Genomic DNA, 20,756 nt, shown 5'->3' with positions numbered 1-20,756 from the left:
TGCTTCCGGCCGGGACCGGGCCTCGGCGTCGACCCGATGTCGATCTCGATCCGACATAGTGATGCGGTGGAACTTCGACAGCTCGAGTACTTCGTCGCGGTCGCCGAGGAGGGCAGCTTCACCAAGGGCGCCCGCCGGGTACGGGTGGCGCAGTCCGCCGTGTCCGCCACCGTCCAGAAGCTGGAGCGGGAACTGGGCGTGCCGGTCTTCGTCCGCGAGGCCGCCGGGGTGTCGCTCACCGACGCCGGCATGGCGCTGCTGCCCGAGGCCCGGGGGCTGCTCAGCGCCGAGCGCCGGGCCCGGGAGACCGTCGACCAGGTACGCGGCGGCCTGCGCGGCACGATCCGGATGGGAACGCTCACCTCGATCGGGGCCAAGCCCGCCTCCCAGGGACTGATGGTGATCGACCTGCCGCTGGTCCTGGGCCGCTTCCACGTGACCCACCCGCTGGTCAGGTTCCAGCTGCGGACGTCGCCGCGCGGTTCGGCCGGCCATCTGGACTCCATCGTCGCCGGTGAGCTGGACATCGCGCTGGTGGCTGCGATCGAGCGCCCGGAAGGCGTGCGCCTGCACCAGCTCGGCTCGATCGCGTGGTGCTTCGTGTGCGCCCGCCGGCATCGGCTCGCCGACGCCACGTCGGTCAGCCTGGAGGAGATCGCCGACGAGACGTTCATCGACTTCCCGCGCGGCTGGGGGAACCGGACCATGACCGACCGCGCGTTCGCCGCCGCGGGCATCGTCCGCAACGTGCCCTTCGAGGCAGCCGATCAGGACACCGCGCTCGGGCTGGTCCGCAACGGCCTGGGCGTCTCCCTGCTCCCCCGGGCCGGCAGCGAGGAAGAGGGCATCTCCGTCATCGACATCGAGCAGGCCGATCTCACCCTGCCGGTCGCGGTGGCGTTGCCGTCCGAGCGTCAGCCCTCGGCCGCCACCGCGGCCCTGCTGGCGAGCATCCTGCGGACCGTCGGGCGGCCGGCCAACAACGGCTGAGCGGCGGCAGCCCGTCACGCGAACGCGCGAGGAGCTGCCGCCTGCGGGTGTCAGCGAGCCGGGGTGATGTTGTGGTTGATCCGGAACATGTTCGCCGGGTCGTACGCCGCCTTGATCTTCTGAAGGTGCGCGAAGGTCGCCTTCGGGTACGCGGCCGCGACCGCCTCCGGCGTGACGTCGTAGCCGGTCAGGAAGTTGATCAGCTTGTTGCCGGTGGCCCACGGGCTGAGCGCCTGCGCGACGGCGTCCAGGGCCGGCCGCAGCGCCTCCTTCATTCCCGGCTCGCCGACCGTGGCGACGAACAGGTTGAACCTGGCGTCCCGGTGCTCCACCACACCGGGCGTCCGCGGCGCGCGGGCGAGCGCCCCGCCGAGCTGGCGGACCTCGACCATCAGGATCGGCAGCGCCACGTCGGGGCCCGCGCACGCCACCAGGGCCTTGGCCGCCTCCGCCGGGAAATCGGCCAGCTCCGCCGACACCTCGTACGCCGGCACCGGGTCCACCGGGTCGGCGTGGATGGCGGCGACGGTGGTGAACGGCATCGGCCCCACCGCGTCGATCAGCGCCGGCGCGCTCTCCCGCAAAGCGGCGATCAGGCGGGCGCCGTCCTCCTGCGGCCCGGCGTACGCGATCCGCACGTGCACGGCGAACCGGCCCCGCAGCGGCTCGGGGACGAACGGCAGCGGCGGCAGCCGCAGGAAGGCGAGGGACGCGGTGAGCTCGTCCGGTGCGTCCTCGACCAGCTCGCGGTAGGCGGCGACGACGGCCTCGGTGTGCTCGCCGGCGAAGAAAAGGCCGCCGCCGTAGATCTCGGTGACCGGGAACAGGCCGATGGTCAGCGAGGTGACCACGCCGAAGTTGCCCTTGCCGCCCTTGATCGCCCAGAACAGGTCGGGTTCGTTGTCGGTGTCGACGGCCCGCAGCTCACCGTCCGGGGTGACGATCTCCGCGGACACGACGTGGTCGGCCGCGTAGCCGTGCAGACGGCCCAGCATCGGGCTCAGGCCGCCACCGAGGGTGTAGCCGACGACGCCGACGTTCGGCGAGGAGCCGGCCAGGGGTGCGAGACCCTCCTCCGCGGTGGCCTCGATGAGGGCCTGCATCTCCACGGCGGCGCCCACGGTGGCGGTGCGGTTGCCGGCGTCGACGGTGATGGCGTCCATCCGGCGCACGTTGATCAGGACCGCGCCGTCGGCCGGCACGACGGCGCCGTGACCGGTGGCCACGACCGCGACCGGCAGGTGGTGCGCCGAGGCGAACCGGACGGCGGCCTGCACGTCGGCGACGCAGGTGGCGCCGACGGCGACCGCCGGGTGGTGGGCGAGCGCGAGGTTCCAGGTCGCGGTCTCCTCGGCGTACCGCTCGTCGCCGGGAACCAGCACGGGGCCGACGACCTCGGCGGTGAGCTTGGCGAGGTCGGCCATGTCGAGAGTCATGTTTTCTCCAGGTTCGGATATCGGAATTCAGCGGGTACGGGCCGGGCGGAACAGCGGCCGCGCCGCGCCGGCCAGCAGCACGGCCAGGGTGGTGGCGAAGAGGAGCACGGAGACGCGGGTCTCCAGGTGCTGGGCGGCCAGGCCGAGGCCGAGCACGGGCACGGCCAGTCCGAGGTAGCCGATCAGGAACAGGCCGGCGAGCGCCTCGCCGCGGGCCTCCGGTGCGGCCAGGGTGGCGGCCGTCGTCACCGAGGCCTTGAAGGCCGCGCCCGCACCGGCGCCGGTGAGCAGACCGCCGGCGAGGAACACCGCGAAGTCGGGCGCCCAGACGCCGGCGATCAGGATCGCCAGGCCCAGGATCAGCACGAGGACGGCGACGCGCAGCTGGACGCCGAGCGGGTGGCGCGCCAGCGCGAGGTTGCCGGCGACACCGGCGGCGAAGACCGAGAACGCGACGAGGCCGGCGACCGCGTGCGAGTCCTGGTCGAGGATGCCCTTGAGGAATCCGGGCGCCAGCGAGGTGAACAGCCCGAAGATGGCGAACGAGGCGAACGCGGTCAGGCAGGCCGCCGCGTACCGGCCGCGGTCGGCCGCCGGCACCGAGACCCGCTGCGGGCGCCACCGCACCGAGCGGCGTGCGACGGTCTCGCGGGCGGTGAAGGTGCCGGCGACCGCGATGGCGAGCAACCCCTCGAACACGAGGTACGGCACGGTCAGCGGCCGGGGAGCGTACTCGGCGAGCAGCCCGGCGATCAGCGGGCCGAGCCCGATCCCGCCGATGTTGGCCGCCGTGGCGACCAGGTCGGCGCGGCGGCGGTTCGCGCCGGGCCGCTGCGCGAGGTGCAGTTCCATCAGGTACGCGGTGGCGGTGGCGGTCAGCAGCCCCACCCCGACGCCGGACAGGAACCGGCCGGCCAGCAGCGCGGCCAGGCCGGGCAGCAGGAACAGCAGGCCGGAGGCCATCGCGACCAGCAGCGCCCACCGGATCACCCGGCGGCGTCCGAGCCAGTCCGAGACGTGCCCGGCGGTGAGGACGCTCAGCGCGACACCGACGGCGTAGGCGGCGAAGACGACCGTCACGGTGAACGGTCCGAAGCCGTCCCGCTGCTGGTAGAGGACATAGAGCGGGGTGGGCGCCGCGGAGAACGCCATCATGACGGCGAAGGCGTAGGCGATCGGCCAGAAACCGCCGCCGTGGCTGGTCCGCACCGGTGATGCGGTGCGGACCGTGGTGGTACCGGACACGGAGAAACTCCTCAGTCGAGATTGCGGTGAGTCAAGCCTCGCGGCCGGCACGGCGGCCGGCCGCCGGAGCTTTCTCTGGGTCCGATCGCGATCCGCGATGTCAGACGACGGTGGAGAGCTCGGCCACCGCGGCCAGCAGCCGGTCCCGGGACGCCTGCGCCCGGTCGCGCAGCGCGCGGCCGTCGGCGCCGACCAGGACGCCGTCGCGCTTGCGGAACTCACCGTCGACGAGCACGGTGTCCACGTCGCGGGCGTCGGCAAAGAGCACGGCGGCCTCGGTGGACCGCGAGAGCCGCAGCGGGGAACGGGCGACGTCGACGAGGATGACGTCGGCGCGCTTGCCCGGGGTGAGCGAGCCGATCCGATCGTCGAGGCCCAGGGTGCGGGCGCCGTCGATGGTGGCGAACTCGAGGGCTTGACGGGTGGTCAGCGGCACCCTGTCCGGCGCGGCGCCGAGGGTGAGCAGGCGGTCGTACTGGCGCAGGCGCTCGGCCTCGATCACCGCACGCATCTCGTCGAACATGTTGCTGGGCACGCCGGCCACGACGTCGACCGACAGGGCGGGCCGGATGCCGGCCTCCAGCAGGCGCCCGGTGGCCGGGAAGCCGTGCCCCATCATCATCTCGACCCGGGCGGAGACCGAGGCGTGCGCGCCGCTGACGGCGAGCATCTTGAGCTCGTCGTCGGTGGACGTGTTGGCGTGCAGGAAGATCAGGTCCGGGCCGAGCAGTCCCCGGTCGTGCAGCTGGGTGATCGCCCGCTGGCCGCCGAGCAGGCCGATGCCGACGTGCATCGACGCGCGCACGCCGAGGTCACGGGCGAGCGCCAGGTCGTCGGCGGTGGCCTCGATGGTCGCCATCTCGGGGCCGCGGACCGCGAGCGCCAGCGTCAGCAGCTGGTCGGTGGAGTTGAAGTACCGCGTCGCCAGCCGCCGCGCGTCGTCGGGGTGCCGCCGGTCGCTGGCGACGTACCAGGAGGGGTCGGACGTGGGGATGCTGTGCCCGAACACGGCCCGGATGCCGGAGGCGCGCAGCGCGTCCACCGAGGCGTCGGCGTGCTCGGGGGTGTTCATGATGTGCGCCCAGTCGAAGAGCGTGGTCACGCCGCTGTCGAGGGCCTCGACGGCGCCGAAGTGGGTGCCGTCGCGGACGTCCTGCGGCGTGAACAGCGGGGAGAGGCGCCCGATGATGCCCCCGAAGTACTCGTTGAGCGTCCAGTCGGCGGCGACCTGGGCGAAGGCGCCCTGCCAGGTGTGCCGGTGGGTGTCGATCAGGCCTGGCATGACGACCATGCCGGTGGCGTCGATCAGCTCGGCGCCGGGCGCCTCGAGGCCGGCGCCGACCGCGGCGATCCGGCCGTCCTGGATCAGCACGTCACCGACGACGTGGTCGCCGACGGCCGGATCCATCGTGAGCACGTGACCACCACGGATGAGCTTGCGAGACATCAGAGATCCCCTTCAGAATGCGAATACGGTCAGGATTGCGGAGTACGGCGCCCGCGTTGAGCGGCGTTGCTGCTGGGGGCCATCGGGATCGGCGATGACGGCGACGGCCAGCGCGGCATCGGCGTCATGTGCCACACGTCCAGCCGCAGATCGATGAGCAGCGGCCGGGATCGCCCGGTGATCAGCTTCTCGACATCGGTCAGGTCGTCGAGGCTGCGCACGGTGATGCCCTCGCCGCCCAGGGCACCGGCCAGGCCGGCCAGGTCCGGCCAGTCGAACAGCGACAGGCTCGCGTCCAGGCCGCGTTCGACCATCTGGACGTGCTCGGCGCCGTATCCGCCGTCGTTGCAGACCACGACGATGAGGTCGAGGCCCTCGCGGACGGCGGTGGCGAACTCGGCGACCCCGCCGTGCATGAACCCGCCGTCACCGCAGACGAGGACCACCGGGTCCGGCCGGCGGACCGCCGCCGCGCCGATCGCGGCGCCCATGCCGGTGCCGATGGATCCGAAGTTCTCCGGGAAGACGAACGCGCGGGGCCCGGCCGCGTGGATGTGCCGCAGCGACTCCATCATGAAGCGGCCGCCGTCGCTGACGACGACGCGCGCCGCCGGCAGGATGTCGTCGAGCGCGCGCAGCGCCGGTTCGGCGGGAACCGTGTGGGCCGCCGTCACCACCGGCACCGGCGACAGGTCCCGCTCGTAGGCGAGCCGCTGCGCCATGCTGTCGCTGCGGTACCAGCTGGGCGCCGCGCCGATGGCGTCCAGCTCCTCCACGAGCGCCGGGGCCACCACCGCCGCGTCGCCGCGCACCTCGGCGTCGAAGGCGTACGGCCCGGTCCGCGGGCAGGTGTCGATCACGACGACTCGCCGGTCGCGCAGCAGGGCGCCGCCGTCGGTGGTGTACGCGTTGAGTCCCGCCCCGAAGGCGATCACCAGGTCCGCGTCGTCCATCACCTGCCGGGCGACCGCGCCGCCGAGGCCGCCGGCGATGCCGAGGTCGAACGGCTCGCCCCGGAACAGGTCCTTGGCCTTGAGCGTGGTCGCCACCGGCGCGCCGATCCGCTCGGCGAGCTCCAGCAGCTGCCGGCGGGCGGGAATCGCGCCGCGCCCGGCGAGCACGACCGGGCGCCGGGCCGTGGCGATCCGCGACGCGGCGTAGCGCACCGCGCCCGGATCGGGGTACGACGTCTGGGTCTCCGGCAGGTTCAGCGGCACGTCGTCGTACTCGATCTCCTCCCACATGAAGTCGGAGGGGACGTTGAACACGACCGGGCGTTGCTCGATCACCACGCGGCGGATGGCGACGGCCAGGTCGGCGAGGGTGCTCCGCGGGCTGCGAGCCTGTTCGAATCCGGCGCCGGTCGGCAGGACGACGTCGCGGTGCGCGATGTCCTGGATGTTGGTCCGGCTTGCGGTCGCGGTGTCCCCGGCGATCACCAGCAGCGGCACCTGCCCGCGGACGGCTTCGACGAGGCCGGTGACGGTGTTGGTCAGTGCCGGGCCGTGGGTGACGGTGACGACAGCCAGCCGGCCGGAAAGCCCGGCGTAGCCGAAGCCCATGAACATGGCGCCGGCCTCGTGGGCCGCGCCGATGTAGTGCCGTCCCTGGTCGTGCACGAAGCTGTGGACCAGGAACATGTTGGCGTCGCCGATGAGCCCGAACATGGTGTCGACGCCGTGATCGGCCAGCGCTCGTGCCAGGGCTGCATGTAACTTCATCGCTTTCCTCTCCCGGCTGTTGTTCAGCCGGCTCAGGAAGAGCGAAACGCCGGTCCGTCGACGCCGGGTCGACACCGCGACGACGGCTCGTCGCCCTCCCGCAGCGCCGTTTCCACCAGGACGGTCAGCAGGTCCGCGAACGACAGTCCGGCCGCCGCCCAGATCCGCGGCACCTGCGACCTCGCGGTCAGTCCCGGCACCGTGCTCACCCCGTTGAGAACCGGCACGCCGTCCTCGTCGACGAAGAAGTCGACGCGGGCCTGCCCCCGGCATCCGAGCGTCCGGTAGGCGCGTACCGCCAGCTCGCGCAGCAGCGCGTCCCGATCCGGTTCCAGTGGCGCCGGCACCCGCAGGGTGGTGTCCCGGTCGGCGTACTTCGCCAGGTAGTCGAAGAAGGGGCGGCGTGGGGAGATCGAGATCTCCAGCGGGGGCCCGGTGACCAGGCGGCCGCCCGGATAGGCGAGCACGGCGACGCCGATCTCGCGCCCGCTGACCTCCGGCTCCACCAGCACCTTGCCGTCGCTGCTCCGGGCCGCGGTGATCGCGGACGGCAGCTCGGACCAGGCGGTGACCCGGGAGACCCCGATGCTCGAGCCGCAGCGAGCCGGTTTGACGAAGACCGGCAGGCCCAGTCGCTGCCGGTCGGCGCCGGAGAGCTCGCCGCTGCCGGTGAGGACCACCGTGTCGACGACGGCCAGGCCCGTACCGGCCAGCAGCCGCCGCGTGGCGTCCTTGTCCGAGGCGACGGCGCCGGCCAGGACGCCGCTGCCGACGTACGGCACGCCGATCAGCTCCAGCAGTGCCTGCACCGTGCCGTCCGCACCGCAGCGGCCGTGCATGATCGGAAAGGCGACGTCGCAGGAGCGCAGGACGGTCATCGCCTGGGTGAGCCCGCCCAGCGCCACATCGCCGGCGCCGCGTAGCGGTTGATCGTCGGTCACCCATTGGCCGCTCTTGGTCACGTACAGGCCGACCGGGTCGAACCGGCCGGGGTCGAGATGGCCGAGGACGGCCGCCGCCGACGCGCGGGAGATGTCGTGTTCCTGGCTGCACCCGCCGTACAGCACGGCCACTCTCACTCGGGCTGCCATGCGTCCTCCAGGAAAGGCCGTCGCGGCCCGGCCACGGGGGATGGGCCGGGCCGCGACGGGCCGCCGGTCAGGCCGGCGGGATGTTGTGGTTCAGGCGGAACAGGTTGTGCGGGTCGACGCGGCGCTTGAGCTTGCGCAGCCGCCGGTAGACGTGTTCCGGGTAGGCGTGGGAGACCGCCCGGGTGGAGGCCTCGTCCACGCTCATGAAGTTCAGGTAGCTGCCGCCGGTGCTCCACGGCTGCATCCGCCGGACCACCCGGGCCAGCGCCTCCCGCAGCGCGGGAGCGTCCTCCGGTCCGGCGCCGCCCGCGGCGAACAGCGTGAACCCCGCGTCGCGGTGGGCCACCGCGTTCGGGTGCCGCGGCTGGCGGGCCAGTGCGCCGCCGAGATGCCGGACCTCGACCATGGTGATCGGGTACGGCGCGTCCGGTCCGGCCACCGCGACGAGCGCCTCGACGGCGTCACCGGTGAGGTCCCGCAGCAGACCGGTGCGTTCGTAGGCGGGCACCGGTCCCGCCGGGTCGCTGTGGATCGCCGGGAACGCCGCATACGGCTGCTCCGTCACGGTGTCCAGCAGCGGTGTGGCGATGCCTCGCAGCGGCCGGACCAGGGCTTCACCGGTATCGCGCCGTCCCGTCCAGCAGATGCGCAGGCTCACGATCGCCTTGCCGCGCAGCGGCGGCGGCGAGGTCGGCGCGTCCGGGATGTGCATGAGCGCCACCGACGACGACATCGCCTCGGGCACCGTACGCACCCACCGCCGGTAGGCGTGCAGCAGCCGCGCGGCGTCCTTGCCGTCGAAGATGATCGCGCCGCCGTAGAACGTCGAGACCGGGAAGAGGTCGAACTCGACGGCTGTCACGAGCCCGAAGTTGCTCTTGCCGCCACGGACGCCGAAGAACAGCTCGGGGTCGTTCCATCCGGTCACGGTCCGCAGCCGGCCGTCCGCGGTGACCAGGTCGATGCTGCGCACATGGTCGGCGGCGTAGCCGTACCGGCGGCCCAAGGTCGGACTCAGGCCACCACCGAGGGTGTAGCCCACCACACCGACGTCCGGGGTGGAGCCGTTGATGCCGGTGAGGCCCTCCGGCAGCGACTTGTCCAGCACGTGGGTCCACCGCGCGCCGGCCTCGGCGCGGGCGGTGCGGCGGCGGTCGTCGATGGTGACGTCGCGCATGCCCTTGGTGCTGACCAGGATGGCGTCGCGGCCGATCGGCACCGACGGCTGGTGCCCGGTGGCGAGCACGGCGATGGGCGCCCGCCGCCGGGCGGCGAGCCGCACGGCGATCTGTACGTCGCGGGTGTTCTCAGCGGCGATGACCAGGCCCGGGTTGGGGATCTGGACGAGGTTGAAGCCGGCGATCTCCTCGGCGTAGCCGGCCTGGCCGGGCAGCAGCGCCCGCCCCTTGAGGCCGGTCGGCGGGCACAGCGGCGGCTGCCCGCCGCGGCCGCCGGCCTGCGCCGCCTCTCCGGTGGCGACGACGCCCAGCACGGCGGTCGCGCCGGCGGCGGCGCCGAGGCCGAGGACGTGACGCCGGTCGACGCCGATCGAGTCCTGCTCGGTCATCGGATTCCTTTCGCTCGGTTGTCCGGACGAGCACACCGACCCCGCGTCGACGTTTCATCGCCGCCGCATCGACGCGGGCGGCGCGATCGGGTCGTGAACACGAAGTGGGCTTCCAGGTGAGCACCGGCTTTCCGGATGATCCCGGCTCGCCCTTGCCGACCTACTACGTGGAGTGATGTGACGTGCCTCGGACAGTCCGGGTGGCAGTTCTCTTCGGCGGACAGAACACCGAACACGCGGTGTCGGTGAGTTCCGCCGCCGGCGTGGTGCACAGCCTCGATCGCAGCCGTTACCGGGTGACACCGGTCCGGATCGGCGCCGACGGCCGGTGGGCGGCCGGGCCGGAGACACCGGAGGGACCGGTGGACGAGGCGGTGCTCCGGGCGCTGACCCCGGACAGCCCGTCGGCCGGCTCGGTCGCGGAGAGCCTGTTCGAGGCGCTCGGGCTGATCATGCATGAGAGCGATGTGGTGTTCCCGGTCCTGCACGGCATGCACGGTGAGGACGGCACGGTGCAGAGCCTGCTGGAACACGCCGGCATCCCGTACGTCGGCAGCGACGTGCTGGCGTCGGCCACCTCGATGGACAAGGAGTTCACCAAGAAGATCCTGGCCGCGGAGGGTGTCGCCGTCGCGCCGTCGGTGACTCTGCGTCACGGCGCCCGGATCGACGAGGAGACCGAGCGCCGGCTGGGCCTGCCGGTCTTCGTCAAGCCGGCCCGCGGCGGCTCCAGCATCGGGGTGTCCCGGGTGGACGACTGGGCCGCGTTGCCGGCGGCGGTCGCCACCGCCCGGCTCTGTGACCCCAAGGTGCTCGTGGAGAGCGCCGTGCCGGGCCGCGAGATCGACGTCGGGGTGCTGGAGATGCCCGACGGGCGGCTGATCGCGAGCCCGCCGCTGGAGATCCGCGTCGACGAGGCCCACGGCTTCTTCGACTACCAGGCGAAGTACCAGAAGGGCATCACCGAGTTCACCGTCCCGGCCGTCCTGGACCCGGCCACGACCGCGCGTCTCCAGCAGGAAGCGGTGCGGGTGTTCCGCACCCTGGGCTGCTCCGGTCTGCTGCGCGTCGACTTCTTCCTCGCGCCGGACGGCACGCTGACCGTCAACGAGGTCAACACGATGCCCGGCATGACGTCGATGTCGCAGTTCCCGCGGATGTGGCAGGCCGCCGGCATCGCCTATCCGGACCTGCTGGACATCCTGATCGGCACGGCTCTGCGCTCGAGCCGTTCCACCGGGGCGCTGGCGTCATGACGGCGCCCGAGCGCCGGCAGTGGATCGACGTCGCCAAGGGCGTCTGCATCCTGCTCGTGGTGCTGTGGCACGTCATCATGAAGCACTACCTGCAGGTCGGCTGGCGTCTGCCGGTCCCGTTGCCCGGATTGTGGGGGACGTTCGGCGAGCAGTTGCTGCCCCTGCGGATGCCGGTCTTCTTCGCCATCTCCGGGATGCTCGCCGCCGGCGCCGTGGCGCGGACGTGGAGCGCCACCGCCCGCAGCCGGGTCGCGAAGTTCCTGTACCTGTACGCGCTCTGGTTCGGCGTGCACACCGCCGTGCTCTGGTCGCTGCCCGGTTTCGACACCCTGGCCGCCCGCGGCGTCGCCGACATCGTCGAACAGCTGACCGTCACGCCGACCAACCTGTGGTACCTGATGGCACTGGCGGTCTACTTCGTCGTCGCCCGCTCGACGCGCACCCTGCCGGCCGTGGCGGTGTTGCTGCCGGCGTTCGCGCTGTCCGCCGTGGCGGCGTCCGGTCTGCTCGCCGCGCCCGGCAACCGGGGGCAGCTCTACCAGAACCTGCTGTTCTTCCTCGCCGGCGTGCGGTTCAGGCCGTGGATCGACCGGTGGGCGCGGTCGGCGACGATGCGTACGTTCGGCACGTGCGTCACCGCGTACCTGATCCTCGTGGCCGTGATGCGACTGGCCGGCGCCGAACGATGGTTCGGTGTGTGGCCGCTGATCAGCGGCGTCGCCGTCGCGGCCGGCATCGCCGGCGCGGTGCAACTCGCCCGGCTGCGGCGTCTCAGCGGCGCTCTCGCCGGGCTGGGCCGCAACACCCTGCCCATCTACGTCATCCACATGCCGTTGCTGGCGCTGTTCGACGCCGCACTGCGCGGGCCGTTCTCCGGCGCCGGGCCGGCGGTGCAGCTCGCGCTCGCGGTCACGCTGCCGGTGGCGTTGACGGCGCTGCTCGTCCTCGCCTGTCTCACCCTGCACCGCGGGGCGCTCGCCGCCGGCGGGCACTGGCTGTTCACCCTGCCGGACCGCCGGGCACGGCCCACCAGCGCACAGCGGGCGCCGGTGGAGCAGCCGACCGTGGAGATGCCGGTGCTGCGGCCACCGGCCGCGCAGTCGCCGACCGTGCGACTGCCGATCATCAGGCCAGTTCGCGGCGCCACAGCAGGTCGGCCAGCACCTGGACGCCACGCGTCAGGTGGCGGCGGTACGTACTGAACGGCAGCCCGAGCCGCTGCGCGGCGGCGTCCTGGGTCGGTGCGGTGCTCATGTACGTGGCGACCAGCGCCCGGTGCGCCTTCGCCTCGCGCGGGTCCTGCCCCATCGCGTCCGCCGCCTCGCGCAGCACCGCTCGCAGGGCCTGCGCCGGGTCGGCGTGCCCGGCCGCGGTCAGCACCATCCGGCCGTGCACCAGCGGGTTGCCGGCGAGCAGATCGGGACGCCGGTACTCCCGCAGCGCCGCACGGACCGCCGCGTCGAACGCCGGGCGGGTCAGCGGCTCGCCGGCGCCGAGCCGGCCCACCAGGTCCCGGACCGCGGTCTCCCCCGCCGGGTCACGCCAGCCCAGCTCGGTGCGCACCGCCCGGCGCAGGTACGGCCGCAGCCGGACGCCCCCGGTGTCCCCGGCGGCCCACGGCTGGTCGAGAAGCCAGTGCAGCAGCACGACCGGATCGGTGCCGGGCATCCCGGCAAGCAGCATCCGCTCGGTGACCCGATCGGCGTAGGCACAGATCTCCACCGCCCGGCGGTGCGCCGCCGACGGCAGCTCCCCCAGCGACCGCCGGACCAGCGCCCGGGCGACGCGCAGGCGTACGTCGTGGTCGGCAAGGCCGGCTGCGATCGCCTCCGCACCCAGCCGCAACGCCAGCGGATGGCCGCCGGCGACCTCGCGCAGCAGCGGACGGCGGTCACCGGGCACCGCCTCGTGGTCGAGCCACGCCTCGACCGCGGCGTCGTCGAACTCCGCGATCTCGCGCACCAGCAGGACGTCACGCCAGCCGGGATCGGCGGTCCAGGCGATGTCCGGCGGGGCCTGGTCGGTGAGCACCACGACCGTACCGATGGCGAGGCCGGGCAGGAAGTCCTCGCGCAACCACGCCTCGGCCCGGCGCCACTGCGCGAAATCGTCGAACAGCAGCACCGGCGCGCCACCGCCGCCGGGTTCCAGCGGCTGGGCGGCCAGCACGGACGCGACGATGCCGACCGGGTCGTAGCGGTCCATGCGCAGCACCACCCGGCCCGCGCTCTGCGCCTCGGCCGCGAACTGCCGCAGCAGTGTCGTCTTGCCGGCACCGCTGGGGCCGTGCAGGTACAGCACCGAGCATCGCGACACGGCGCACAACGCGTCGCGGAAGAGCGCCGTCTCGGTGTCGCGACCGACGAAGGCGCGGCCCCGCACGTCCTGCAGCACCTGGGCGAGCCGCGGTACCTCGTCGTCGCGACGGCGTACGGCCCGGAACCCGGCACTGTCCGGCAGCCGATCGTCCAGCTCGGAACCCCGCATGATGTCCTCCAGGAAGCATTGGTGTCGCGGGAGTCTGCGGACTCCACCGCGCCGGCAGCCGCCGCGCAGGCCGAGGGTTCTCGGGCGCTGGATCCGGGCCGGTCCGCCGGTGACCCTACCGGAGACGGTCGAACATCCGGCGAATGAGCAGGAAGTGACCTTCCACCCGAACACCCGATCGGGCCAGGATGCCGCGGTGCCAGATACACCCGTCAGCGCCGGCCGTACGGCGACCACGATGGCCGAGGCCGTCGTCGACCTGAACGCCATCGCTCACAACACCCGCATCCTGAGTTCGGCGGCGAGACCCGCGGCGATGATGGCCGTCGTCAAGGCGAACGCCTTCGGCCACGGCGCCGCCGAGGTGGCGCGGACCGCTCTCGCCTCGGGCGCGACCTGGCTCGGCGTCGCGTTCGCCGCCGAAGCCCTCGCGCTGCGCGACGCCGGCATCACCGACCCGCTGCTGTTCTGGCTGCCGCCGCCTCCCGAGGCCATGGAGGCGCTGCTCGCCGCGAACGTGGCCGTGTCCGTCGGCTCGGTCAGCGGGCTGCAGGCGGTGGCCGACGCCGCCCAGCGCAGCGCCACGCCCGCCGAGATCCACATCAAGGTCGACTCGGGCATGTCCCGCGGCGGCGCGCCGGCCGAAGAGTGGAACCAGCTCTTCACCTGGGCGCGCAAGTTCGAGCTGGCCGGCGTGCTCCGGGTCAGCGGGTTGTGGACGCATCTGGCCAGCGCCGAAGACGCCGACAGCAGCATTCTGCGGATGCAGCTGGTGGACTTCCGGACCGCTCATCTGGCCGCGCAGCTCGCCGGGCTCCGTCCGGAAATCCTGCACGCCGCGAACTCGGCAGCCACGCTCCAGGTGCCGCCGGCGCGCTTCGACCTGGTCCGGCCGGGCCTGGCGCTGTACGGCGTCGAACCGGTCGCCGATCGCAGCTTCGGGCTGCGCCCGGCCATGACCGTGCAGGCCCCGGTGGTGCTCACCAAACGGGTGCCGGCCGGAACCGGCGTGTCCTATGGGCCCGACTACTTCACCCACCGGGAGACCACGCTGGCGCTGGTCCCGCTCGGTTTCGCCGACGGGGTGCCGCGCCGGGCGAGCAATCGCGGCGAGTTCGCGATCCGCGGTGTGCGCTGCCGGGTGGCCGGCCGGGTCTGCATGGACCAGGTCGTCCTCGACGTCGGTGATCTGCCGGTCCGGGACGGCGAGACGGCCGTCATGTTCGGGCCGGGCGACGACGGCGAGCCCACCGCCGCCGAGTGGGCGGCCTGGGGCGACACCAACGCCAACGACGTCCTCGCCAACATCGGCCCGCGGGTCACGCGGCGCTATCTGACGGCCCGGTGAGACGGGCTGCCGAGGCGGCGGCCGCGGCCGGCCTGTGCGGAGTCGTCCTGCACCGGGTCGTCGAGGCCCACTACCTGCAGGCGCAGTGGTCGATCGGCGTTCCGGTGCCGATGCTGTGGTGGCTGGTCGGCGTACTGGCCGGGCTGGCCGGGGTGCCGCTGATGCTCACCGCTCTGGGCGGCCGGGCCGCCGCCGTGCTGACGGTGTCCTGGCCGCGGTTGCTGCTCACCTGGACGCTGCCGCTGCTGACGGCGCATGCGCTGTGGCTGGCCGCGACGATCGCCGTCGTCGATCGGGTCAACCCCGGCTTCGCTGGGATCACCGCGACCGGTCTCGATCCGCTGCTGCCCGCACCGCAACTGTCGCTGCTCTACGCCCTCGCCCTGCTCCCGGTCGTGGGCAAGGCGTCCCTGCGGCTGCCGGGACCGGCGGTGATCGCCGCTCTGTGCCTGCTGGTCCCGCTGCACCCGACCGCCGCCGTCCTGCTGTTCCTGATGGCGGGACTGCGCCTGACGAGGGCCGTCGGCAGGTGCGTACCCCGGCCTCGCCGCCGATCGCGCAGCACGATCGTTCCCACATACCTGATCCTCATCCCCCTGCTCGCCGTCCTCGACGCCGTCCTGCTGCCCCGCATCTCCACCGCGGGCACCGGCACGCAGCTCGTGGCCGCGGCCGCCGGGCCGGTCGCGGTCACGGCGGTCGTGATCGCCGCCGGGGCTCTCGCGGCGGCCCTCGCCCGTCGTGTCCGGTGGCCGCTGATTGCGGTGACCACTCTGCTGGCGGTGACCGGATGCACGGCTGCCGGGGAGCCCGCAGCATCCCCGGAGATCACGTTGACCTTCGCCGGCGACGTCCACTTCCAGGGCCGGGCGGACCTGCTGCTCGACGCGCCGTCGACCGCGTTCGGGACGGCCGCGCCGGAGCTGGCCCGCGGTGATCTCACGTTCGTCAACCTGGAGACGGCGATCACCGGTCGGCGTGGCCCGGCCGAGCCGAAGCGATACCTGTTCCGGGCCCGGGAGGCGGCCGCGCCGGCATTGCGGTCGGCGGGGGTCGACGTGGTCTCGCTCGCCAACAACCACAGCATGGATTTCGGCCGGCCCGGCCTGGCCGACACCATCGCCGCCGCCGACCGGCACGGGCTCGGCGTCGTCGGCGCCGGACGCGACGCGGGCGAGGCGTACGCGCCCTGGCGGCGCACCGTGCACGGCGTCCGGATCGCGGTGCTGGCCTTCAGCCAGGTCGACGACCTGGCCGAGTCCTGGGCGGCGCAGGACGGCCGTCCCGGGATGGCGATGGCCTTCGAGGGTGATCGCGCGCTCGCCGCCGTACGCGACGCCCGCGCGACCAGCGACCTGGTGGTGGTGCTGCCGCACTGGGGCACCGAAGGCGACCGCTGCGCGGACGGCCGGCAGCGTGATTTCGCCGCGGCGCTGGTGGACGCCGGAGCCGATGTCATCGTGGGTGCCCACGCACATGTTCTGCAGGGCGCCGGACGCTCCGGTGACGCCTATGTCGCCTATGGGCTCGGCAACTTCCTCTGGTACAGCTCCGGCCTGTTCGTGCCGCACAGCGCCCGCGCCGGCATCCTGCACCTGACGGTGCGGCACCGTACGGTCGTGCGCGAGGACTTCGTGCCGACGGTGGTGTCGGCGAGCGGGCAGCCGGCCGTCGTCACCGGCTGGCAGGCGACGCTGGCCCGGCACACCTTCGCCGGGCTGCGGTCGTGCGCCGGGCTCGGCGCCGTCCGGTGAGCCGCGTCCACGTGTCGTCGACGGCCAGTCGATGTCCGCCGGATTCGCTGGGACGGTGGTGGAACAAGAACTCCTGACCTTCCGTGACCTCCCCGGCCCGCCGAGCCTGCCGGTGGTCGGCAACAAACTCGCCCTGGCCGGGCCCGGCGGACCGAACCGGGCACTGCAACAGTGGAACGACCGCTACGGATCGACCTACCGGCTGAGGCTGCCCGCACCCGCGGTGGTCACCTCCGACCCCTTCCTCGTCAACGCCGTGCTCCGGCAGCGGCCGGAGACCTTCCGGCGCAGCCCGCGTGTCACCTCGACCCTTCAGGAACTGGGCATCCACGGCGTCTTCACCGCCGAGGGCGAGGAATGGCAGCGGCTGCGCGGCATCGCCACCCGCAGCCTCAACGCCGCGCACCTCACCGCGTACTTCGACACCCTGACCCGCTCGACCGAGCGGCTGCGGCTCAAGTGGCACGCCGCGGCGGCCGCCGGTGACCGCATCGACGTGCTCGACGAGATGATGCGCTACACGTTGGACGTCACCGTCGGGCTCGCCGTCGGCTACGACCTCAACTCCGTCGAGGACCACGGTGGCGGGCTGTCGGCCCGGCTGCCGGAACTGTTCCCGGAGATCGGCCGGCGACTGTACGCACCGGTCCCCTACTGGCGGTTCCTGCCGAGTGCCAGCCGCCGGCGGCTGGCCGAGACGATGCGCGAGCTCAGCGACATCATCGGCACCCACTTCGAGGCTGCCAAGGCACGCATCGCCGGCGGAGCCGCTCCCGCCAACTTCCTGGAGGCGCTGGCGGCGCCCGAGGACGGCGAGCCGGAGCTGACGCACGCCGAACTGGTCGGCAACGTGCTGACGATGCTGCTCGCCGGTGAGGACACCACGTCCGCGACCGCGGCCTGGACGCTGCACTACCTCGCCCACGACCCGGAGATGCTGCGCCGGGTGCGCGCCGAGGCGGAGACCGTGCTCGGTGACCGCCGCTTCGCCCACACCCCGGCCGCGTTGCGCAAGCTGGAACTCGCCGGCGCCGCGGTGCGGGAGGCGATCCGGATGCGGCCGGTCGCACCGTACCTGGCGATGCAGGCGCAGCAGGATGTGGTGCTCGCCGGCCGGCGCCATGCGCTGAAGGTGGACGCCGGCACCATCGTGTTCGTCCTGCTCAGCCGGGGTGCGCATCATGATGAGGCCCGGTTCCCGGAACCCGGGAGGTTCCGTCCGGAGCGCTGGCTCGGTGCCGGGCCGGCCGCCAACAGCGTCACCGCGCCGTTCATGCCGTTCGGCGGCGGACCGCGATTCTGCCCCGGACGCAACCTGGCGCTGGTGGAGACCACGCTGGTCGTCTCGATGCTGTGCCGCGAGTTCGACCTCGAACCCGACACCAGCGCCGGTCCGGTCGGCGAGCGCACCGCGTTCAGCGTGTTCCCCACCAACCTTCACGTCCGTGCTCGGCTCCCGCAGCCGGTGAGCCCCGGACGGTCCTGACCGGGAGGCAACGGTGTTCCGACTCGCTCAGCGCTGCCTGGTTCCGGTGACGCTGGGGGCGTTGCCGGTGCTGGGCATGGCCGTGGTCGCCGGCGGGTGGGCGCAGCCGGCCCCGTTCGACTGGATCGAGCGCTCGGTCAGCGCCATGGCGGCGCTCGACGCCCGTCACCGGTATCTGACCACCGCTGCCATGGCCGGCGCCGGCGTGATCCACGTGCTGGTCGCCCTGGGGGTGACGGCGATGGCGGTCTCCGGCCGGGCCTTGCTGGCCCTGGCCGGACTCTTCCTGCTCCTCGCGGCCGCGTTCCCCTTGCCGGCCGGTGGCGGCTGGTCCATCGCCCACGCCGTCTTCGCCGGGCTGGCCGCCGCCGCCATGGCCTCGTGGCCGGCCGCGGCGGGCCGCTCGTCCCCGTTCGGCGCCGCGGCCGGGCCGTGGGTCACCGTCGCCCTGTTCGTCCTGCTCGGCTGGTATCTGGTCGAGGTGGCCGTCGGCGGGGACCTCGGTGGAATCGCGGAACGGGCGGCGCTGGCCGCGGAACTCCTCTGGCTCGCGGTCACCGTCCGGGCCGACGCCCGCCCCCGTGTCCCACTCACCCCCGTCCCGACAGGACCGGCCATGCTCGTGCGCGAACCCGTCGTCCGCACCCTGGAGGGCCGGCGATGATCCTCACACTGTTCCGGGACGCCGCCGCGACCGTCCCCGCCTACCGGCGCTTCCTCGAGGAGCAGGGCGTCGACCCGGCCACGGTCGGCGATCCGGCGGCGATCCCGCTGATGACCAAGGCGGGCTACCACCAGCGGTACCCCCTGCCCGACCGGTGCCGCGACGGGCGGCTGGACGCGGCCGCGGTGGTCGCCGTGTCGTCCGGTTCCTCCGGGCGTCCGACGGTGTGGCCGCGCACCGACCGCGACGAGGAACCCGTCGTCGCCCGGTTCGAGCAGGTCTTCCGCGACGGGTTCGGCGCCGCGCACCGCAGCACGCTGGCGGTGGTGTGCTTCGCACTCGGCAACTGGGTCGGCGGCATCTACACCGTCGCGGCCTGCCGACGCCTGGCCGCGGCCGGCTACCCGATCACGGTGGCCGCGCCGGGCAACGACATCGGCGAGATCCTGCGGGTCGTCGGGGAACTCGGCACGCACTACGACCAGACGGTGCTGCTGGGCTATCCGCCCTTCGTCAAGAACGTCATCGACGCGGGACGTGCCCGCGGCGTCGGCTGGGCGGGGTACGGGATCAAGCTGGTGCTGGCCGGTGAGGTGTTCAGCGAGCAGTGGCGCGAACTGGTGGCCGCACGCGCCGGCATCGATGACCCGGAGTCCGGGGTCGCCGCGCTGTACGGCACGGCGGACGCCGGTGTGCTCGGCAACGAGACCCCGATGAGCGTCCGCATCCGCCGCTTCCTGGCGCGGCGACCGGACGTGGCGGCGCGCCTGTTCGGCGACTCCCGGCTGCCGACCCTCGTGCAGTTCGACCCGGCCACCCGCTGGTTCGAGAGCATGCCGGACGGGACGCTCACGTTCAGTTGCGACGGCACCGTGCCGCTGGTGCGGTACCACATCGCCGACGAGGGCGGTGTGGTGGCGCACGACGAGCTGGTGTCGCTGTGCCGCGCGCACGGCTTCGATCCCGGTGAAGGGCCGCGGTTGCCGTTCGTCTACGTCTTCGGCCGGTCGCTGTTCACCGTCTCCTTCTTCGGCGCCAACGTGTACCCGGAGAACGTGACGGTGGGTCTGGAGCGGCCCTCGGTCAGCGGGTGGACGACCGGGCGGTTCGTGCTGCGCACGATCGAGGACGCCGACCGGGACCGCCGGCTGTCCGTGGTAGTCGAGCTGGCCGCCGGCGCCGAGCCCAGCGAGGACCGGCGGATGCTGGCGGCGGTGTCCATCCGCACCGAGCTGCTGCGGCTCAACAGCGAGTTCGCGCACTACGTGCCGTCCGCCTACCAGACACCGCTGGTGGAGCTGCGCCCCGCCGACGACCCGGAGTTCTTCCCGCGGGGCGTGAAGCATCGCTACACCCGCCCGGAGGAGAGGTCATGAGAGGTCCTGCCGCACCGGAGACGTTCGCCGCTGCCGAGGCCGTCGCCCGCGCGGCGGCCGAGGACGACGAGCAGAACCCCTCGATCCGCTCGGGCGCCGGCGCCCGGCTGTGGTCGCACGGCGAGGCACGCCCGCGGTCGGTGCTCCTGCTGCACGGCTACACGCACACCCCGCAGCAGGTGGGGCTGCTCGCCGAGCAGTTCTTCGCCCGGGGATACAACGTGCTGGCTCCCCGGGCTCCGCTGCACGGCCTGGTCCGGCCGGTGCCGCACGCCGGGCTCACCGTCGCCGCCCTGAGGGCCCATGCCACCGAGGCATGGCAGCTGACCGCGCTCCTGGGCGCCGAGGCCGGCGTCGTCGGCGTCTCGGGCGGGGCGGTGCTGGCGACCTGGCTGGCCGCACAGCAGGCGGGCCGGGTGCGCCGCCTGCTGGCACTCGCGCCGTTCTTCCGGCCGCACCGGCGGCACGCCCCACCGATCGCGGTGGCCGCCCTGCGGCTGGTGTTCGGGTCGCGGCTGCTGCCCGATCGTGTCGACAGCCGGGGCTACTCCTACGTGGCGCTGGCGCAGTACCTGCGGATCGCGGCAGCGGTCCGGCCGCGCCCGGGGGTGGGGCCGGGCCGGGTGGCGGTCGTGCTGTCGGCCGGTGACGAGGCGGTGGACCGGGCGGCGGCGTTCGGTCTGCCGGCGGCGCTGGCCCGCGCGGCCGGGGCCTCCTTCGAGAAGGTCCTGTTGCCGGCCGCGTTGCGGCTGCCGCACGACGTCGTCTCCCCGGCCGTACTCGGCACCCGCCGCGCCGAGCTCTACGCCCGCTACCTCGATCTGTACGAGGGTGTGCCGTCGACCGCGCATCGACCCGGCATCGAACCCGGCGCGATCGGATAGCGGC

The 20,756-nt window shown here is 73.3% G+C and carries 16 protein-coding genes; 9 read left to right on the top strand and 7 right to left on the bottom strand.

All coding sequences use genetic code 11. The features are described 5' to 3' along the window. Positions 1–66: 66 nt before the first annotated feature. On the top strand, positions 67–990 hold the full coding sequence (locus tag AB0G10_RS16645; RefSeq protein ID WP_360921546.1) for a LysR family transcriptional regulator: 924 nt from the start codon (positions 67–69) through the stop codon (positions 988–990). 50 nt (positions 991–1,040) lie between these two features. Here AB0G10_RS16645 and AB0G10_RS16640 read toward each other — a convergent pair whose 3' ends face one another. From AB0G10_RS16640 to AB0G10_RS16615, 6 genes are all read right to left on the bottom strand, one after another. Continuing rightward, positions 1,041–2,426 (bottom strand): FAD-binding oxidoreductase, encoded by a 1,386-nt coding sequence (locus AB0G10_RS16640; RefSeq protein WP_360921544.1) that lies wholly within the window; start codon positions 2,424–2,426, stop codon positions 1,041–1,043. Positions 2,427–2,453: 27 nt separating this feature from the next. Further along, a complete protein-coding gene (locus tag AB0G10_RS16635) occupies positions 2,454–3,671 on the bottom strand; it encodes an MFS transporter (RefSeq protein WP_360921541.1) in 1,218 nt (405 codons plus the stop codon). Between the two features lie 100 nt (positions 3,672–3,771). Beyond that, complete coding sequence (locus AB0G10_RS16630) at positions 3,772–5,118, bottom strand: amidohydrolase family protein (RefSeq protein ID WP_360921538.1); 1,347 nt, start codon at positions 5,116–5,118, stop codon at positions 3,772–3,774. A 29-nt stretch (positions 5,119–5,147) separates the two neighbouring features. Then, entirely contained in the window at positions 5,148–6,839 is a 1,692-nt protein-coding gene (locus AB0G10_RS16625) for a thiamine pyrophosphate-dependent enzyme (RefSeq protein ID WP_360921536.1), read from the bottom strand. Positions 6,840–6,871: 32 nt separating this feature from the next. Beyond that, positions 6,872–7,930: a D-alanine--D-alanine ligase family protein gene (locus AB0G10_RS16620; protein WP_360921532.1), complete on the bottom strand. Its 1,059-nt coding sequence runs from the start codon at positions 7,928–7,930 to the stop codon at positions 6,872–6,874. A gap of 67 nt (positions 7,931–7,997) precedes the next feature. Next, the gene (locus tag AB0G10_RS16615) at positions 7,998–9,497 is read right to left on the bottom strand and encodes an FAD-binding protein (protein WP_360921530.1); all 1,500 of its coding nucleotides are present in this window, start codon (positions 9,495–9,497) and stop codon (positions 7,998–8,000) included. A 200-nt stretch (positions 9,498–9,697) separates the two neighbouring features. Between AB0G10_RS16615 and AB0G10_RS16610 the strand changes: the two genes are divergently transcribed. Further along, complete coding sequence (locus tag AB0G10_RS16610) at positions 9,698–10,753, top strand: D-alanine--D-alanine ligase family protein (protein ID WP_360921527.1); 1,056 nt, start codon at positions 9,698–9,700, stop codon at positions 10,751–10,753. Further along, on the top strand, positions 10,750–11,955 hold the full coding sequence (locus tag AB0G10_RS16605) for an acyltransferase family protein (RefSeq protein ID WP_360921524.1): 1,206 nt from the start codon (positions 10,750–10,752) through the stop codon (positions 11,953–11,955). The genes AB0G10_RS16610 and AB0G10_RS16605 overlap by 4 nt, the downstream gene beginning before the upstream one ends. Here the strand turns inward: AB0G10_RS16605 and AB0G10_RS16600 are convergent. After that, positions 11,879–13,240: an AAA family ATPase gene (locus tag AB0G10_RS16600; protein ID WP_360921521.1), complete on the bottom strand. Its 1,362-nt coding sequence runs from the start codon at positions 13,238–13,240 to the stop codon at positions 11,879–11,881. The genes AB0G10_RS16605 and AB0G10_RS16600 overlap by 77 nt on opposite strands. A gap of 196 nt (positions 13,241–13,436) precedes the next feature. On the opposite strand from AB0G10_RS16600, the gene alr reads away from it, so the two are divergent. From alr to AB0G10_RS16570, 6 genes are read left to right on the top strand one after another with little or no spacing between them, the layout of a single operon-like run. Further along, positions 13,437–14,588: an alanine racemase gene (gene alr, locus AB0G10_RS16595; protein WP_360921518.1), complete on the top strand. Its 1,152-nt coding sequence runs from the start codon at positions 13,437–13,439 to the stop codon at positions 14,586–14,588. Then, a complete protein-coding gene (locus AB0G10_RS16590; RefSeq protein ID WP_360921515.1) occupies positions 14,585–16,342 on the top strand; it encodes a CapA family protein in 1,758 nt (585 codons plus the stop codon). Before alr ends, AB0G10_RS16590 begins: the two co-directional genes overlap by 4 nt. 55 nt (positions 16,343–16,397) lie before the next feature. Beyond that, positions 16,398–17,828 carry a cytochrome P450 gene (locus AB0G10_RS16585; RefSeq protein ID WP_360921512.1) on the top strand — a complete coding sequence of 477 codons (1,431 nt, stop codon included), beginning with the start codon at positions 16,398–16,400 and terminating at the stop codon, positions 17,826–17,828. 13 nt (positions 17,829–17,841) lie between these two features. After that, positions 17,842–18,492 (top strand): DUF998 domain-containing protein, encoded by a 651-nt coding sequence (locus AB0G10_RS16580; RefSeq protein ID WP_360921509.1) that lies wholly within the window; start codon positions 17,842–17,844, stop codon positions 18,490–18,492. Continuing rightward, a complete protein-coding gene (locus AB0G10_RS16575; protein WP_360921506.1) occupies positions 18,489–19,868 on the top strand; it encodes a phenylacetate--CoA ligase family protein in 1,380 nt (459 codons plus the stop codon). The genes AB0G10_RS16580 and AB0G10_RS16575 overlap by 4 nt, the downstream gene beginning before the upstream one ends. Beyond that, the gene (locus tag AB0G10_RS16570) at positions 19,865–20,752 is read left to right on the top strand and encodes a hypothetical protein (RefSeq protein ID WP_360921503.1); all 888 of its coding nucleotides are present in this window, start codon (positions 19,865–19,867) and stop codon (positions 20,750–20,752) included. Before AB0G10_RS16575 ends, AB0G10_RS16570 begins: the two co-directional genes overlap by 4 nt. The last annotated feature ends 4 nt before the right edge of the window (positions 20,753–20,756 follow it).

This window comes from Actinoplanes sp. NPDC023714, assembly GCF_040639855.1.
GTDB lineage: Bacteria > Actinomycetota > Actinomycetes > Mycobacteriales > Micromonosporaceae > Actinoplanes.
The sequence above is the reverse complement of the archived record's forward strand: the minus strand, read 5'-3'. Positions and strand labels throughout refer to the sequence as shown.

What these genes read in the sequence shown, in the direction of transcription:
- AB0G10_RS16640 (WP_360921544.1), bottom strand. Translation starts at nt 2,426, where the DNA reads ATGACTCTCGACATGGCCGACCTCGCCAAGCTCACCGCCGAGGTCGTC.
- AB0G10_RS16630 (WP_360921538.1), bottom strand. Translation starts at nt 5,118, where the DNA reads ATGTCTCGCAAGCTCATCCGTGGTGGTCACGTGCTCACGATGGATCCG.
- AB0G10_RS16625 (WP_360921536.1), bottom strand. Translation starts at nt 6,839, where the DNA reads ATGAAGTTACATGCAGCCCTGGCACGAGCGCTGGCCGATCACGGCGTC.
- AB0G10_RS16620 (WP_360921532.1), bottom strand. Translation starts at nt 7,930, where the DNA reads ATGGCAGCCCGAGTGAGAGTGGCCGTGCTGTACGGCGGGTGCAGCCAG.
- AB0G10_RS16615 (WP_360921530.1), bottom strand. Translation starts at nt 9,497, where the DNA reads ATGACCGAGCAGGACTCGATCGGCGTCGACCGGCGTCACGTCCTCGGC.
- AB0G10_RS16605 (WP_360921524.1), top strand. Translation starts at nt 10,750, where the DNA reads ATGACGGCGCCCGAGCGCCGGCAGTGGATCGACGTCGCCAAGGGCGTC.
- AB0G10_RS16600 (WP_360921521.1), bottom strand. Translation starts at nt 13,240, where the DNA reads ATGCGGGGTTCCGAGCTGGACGATCGGCTGCCGGACAGTGCCGGGTTC.
- AB0G10_RS16575 (WP_360921506.1), top strand. Translation starts at nt 18,489, where the DNA reads ATGATCCTCACACTGTTCCGGGACGCCGCCGCGACCGTCCCCGCCTAC.
- AB0G10_RS16570 (WP_360921503.1), top strand. Translation starts at nt 19,865, where the DNA reads ATGAGAGGTCCTGCCGCACCGGAGACGTTCGCCGCTGCCGAGGCCGTC.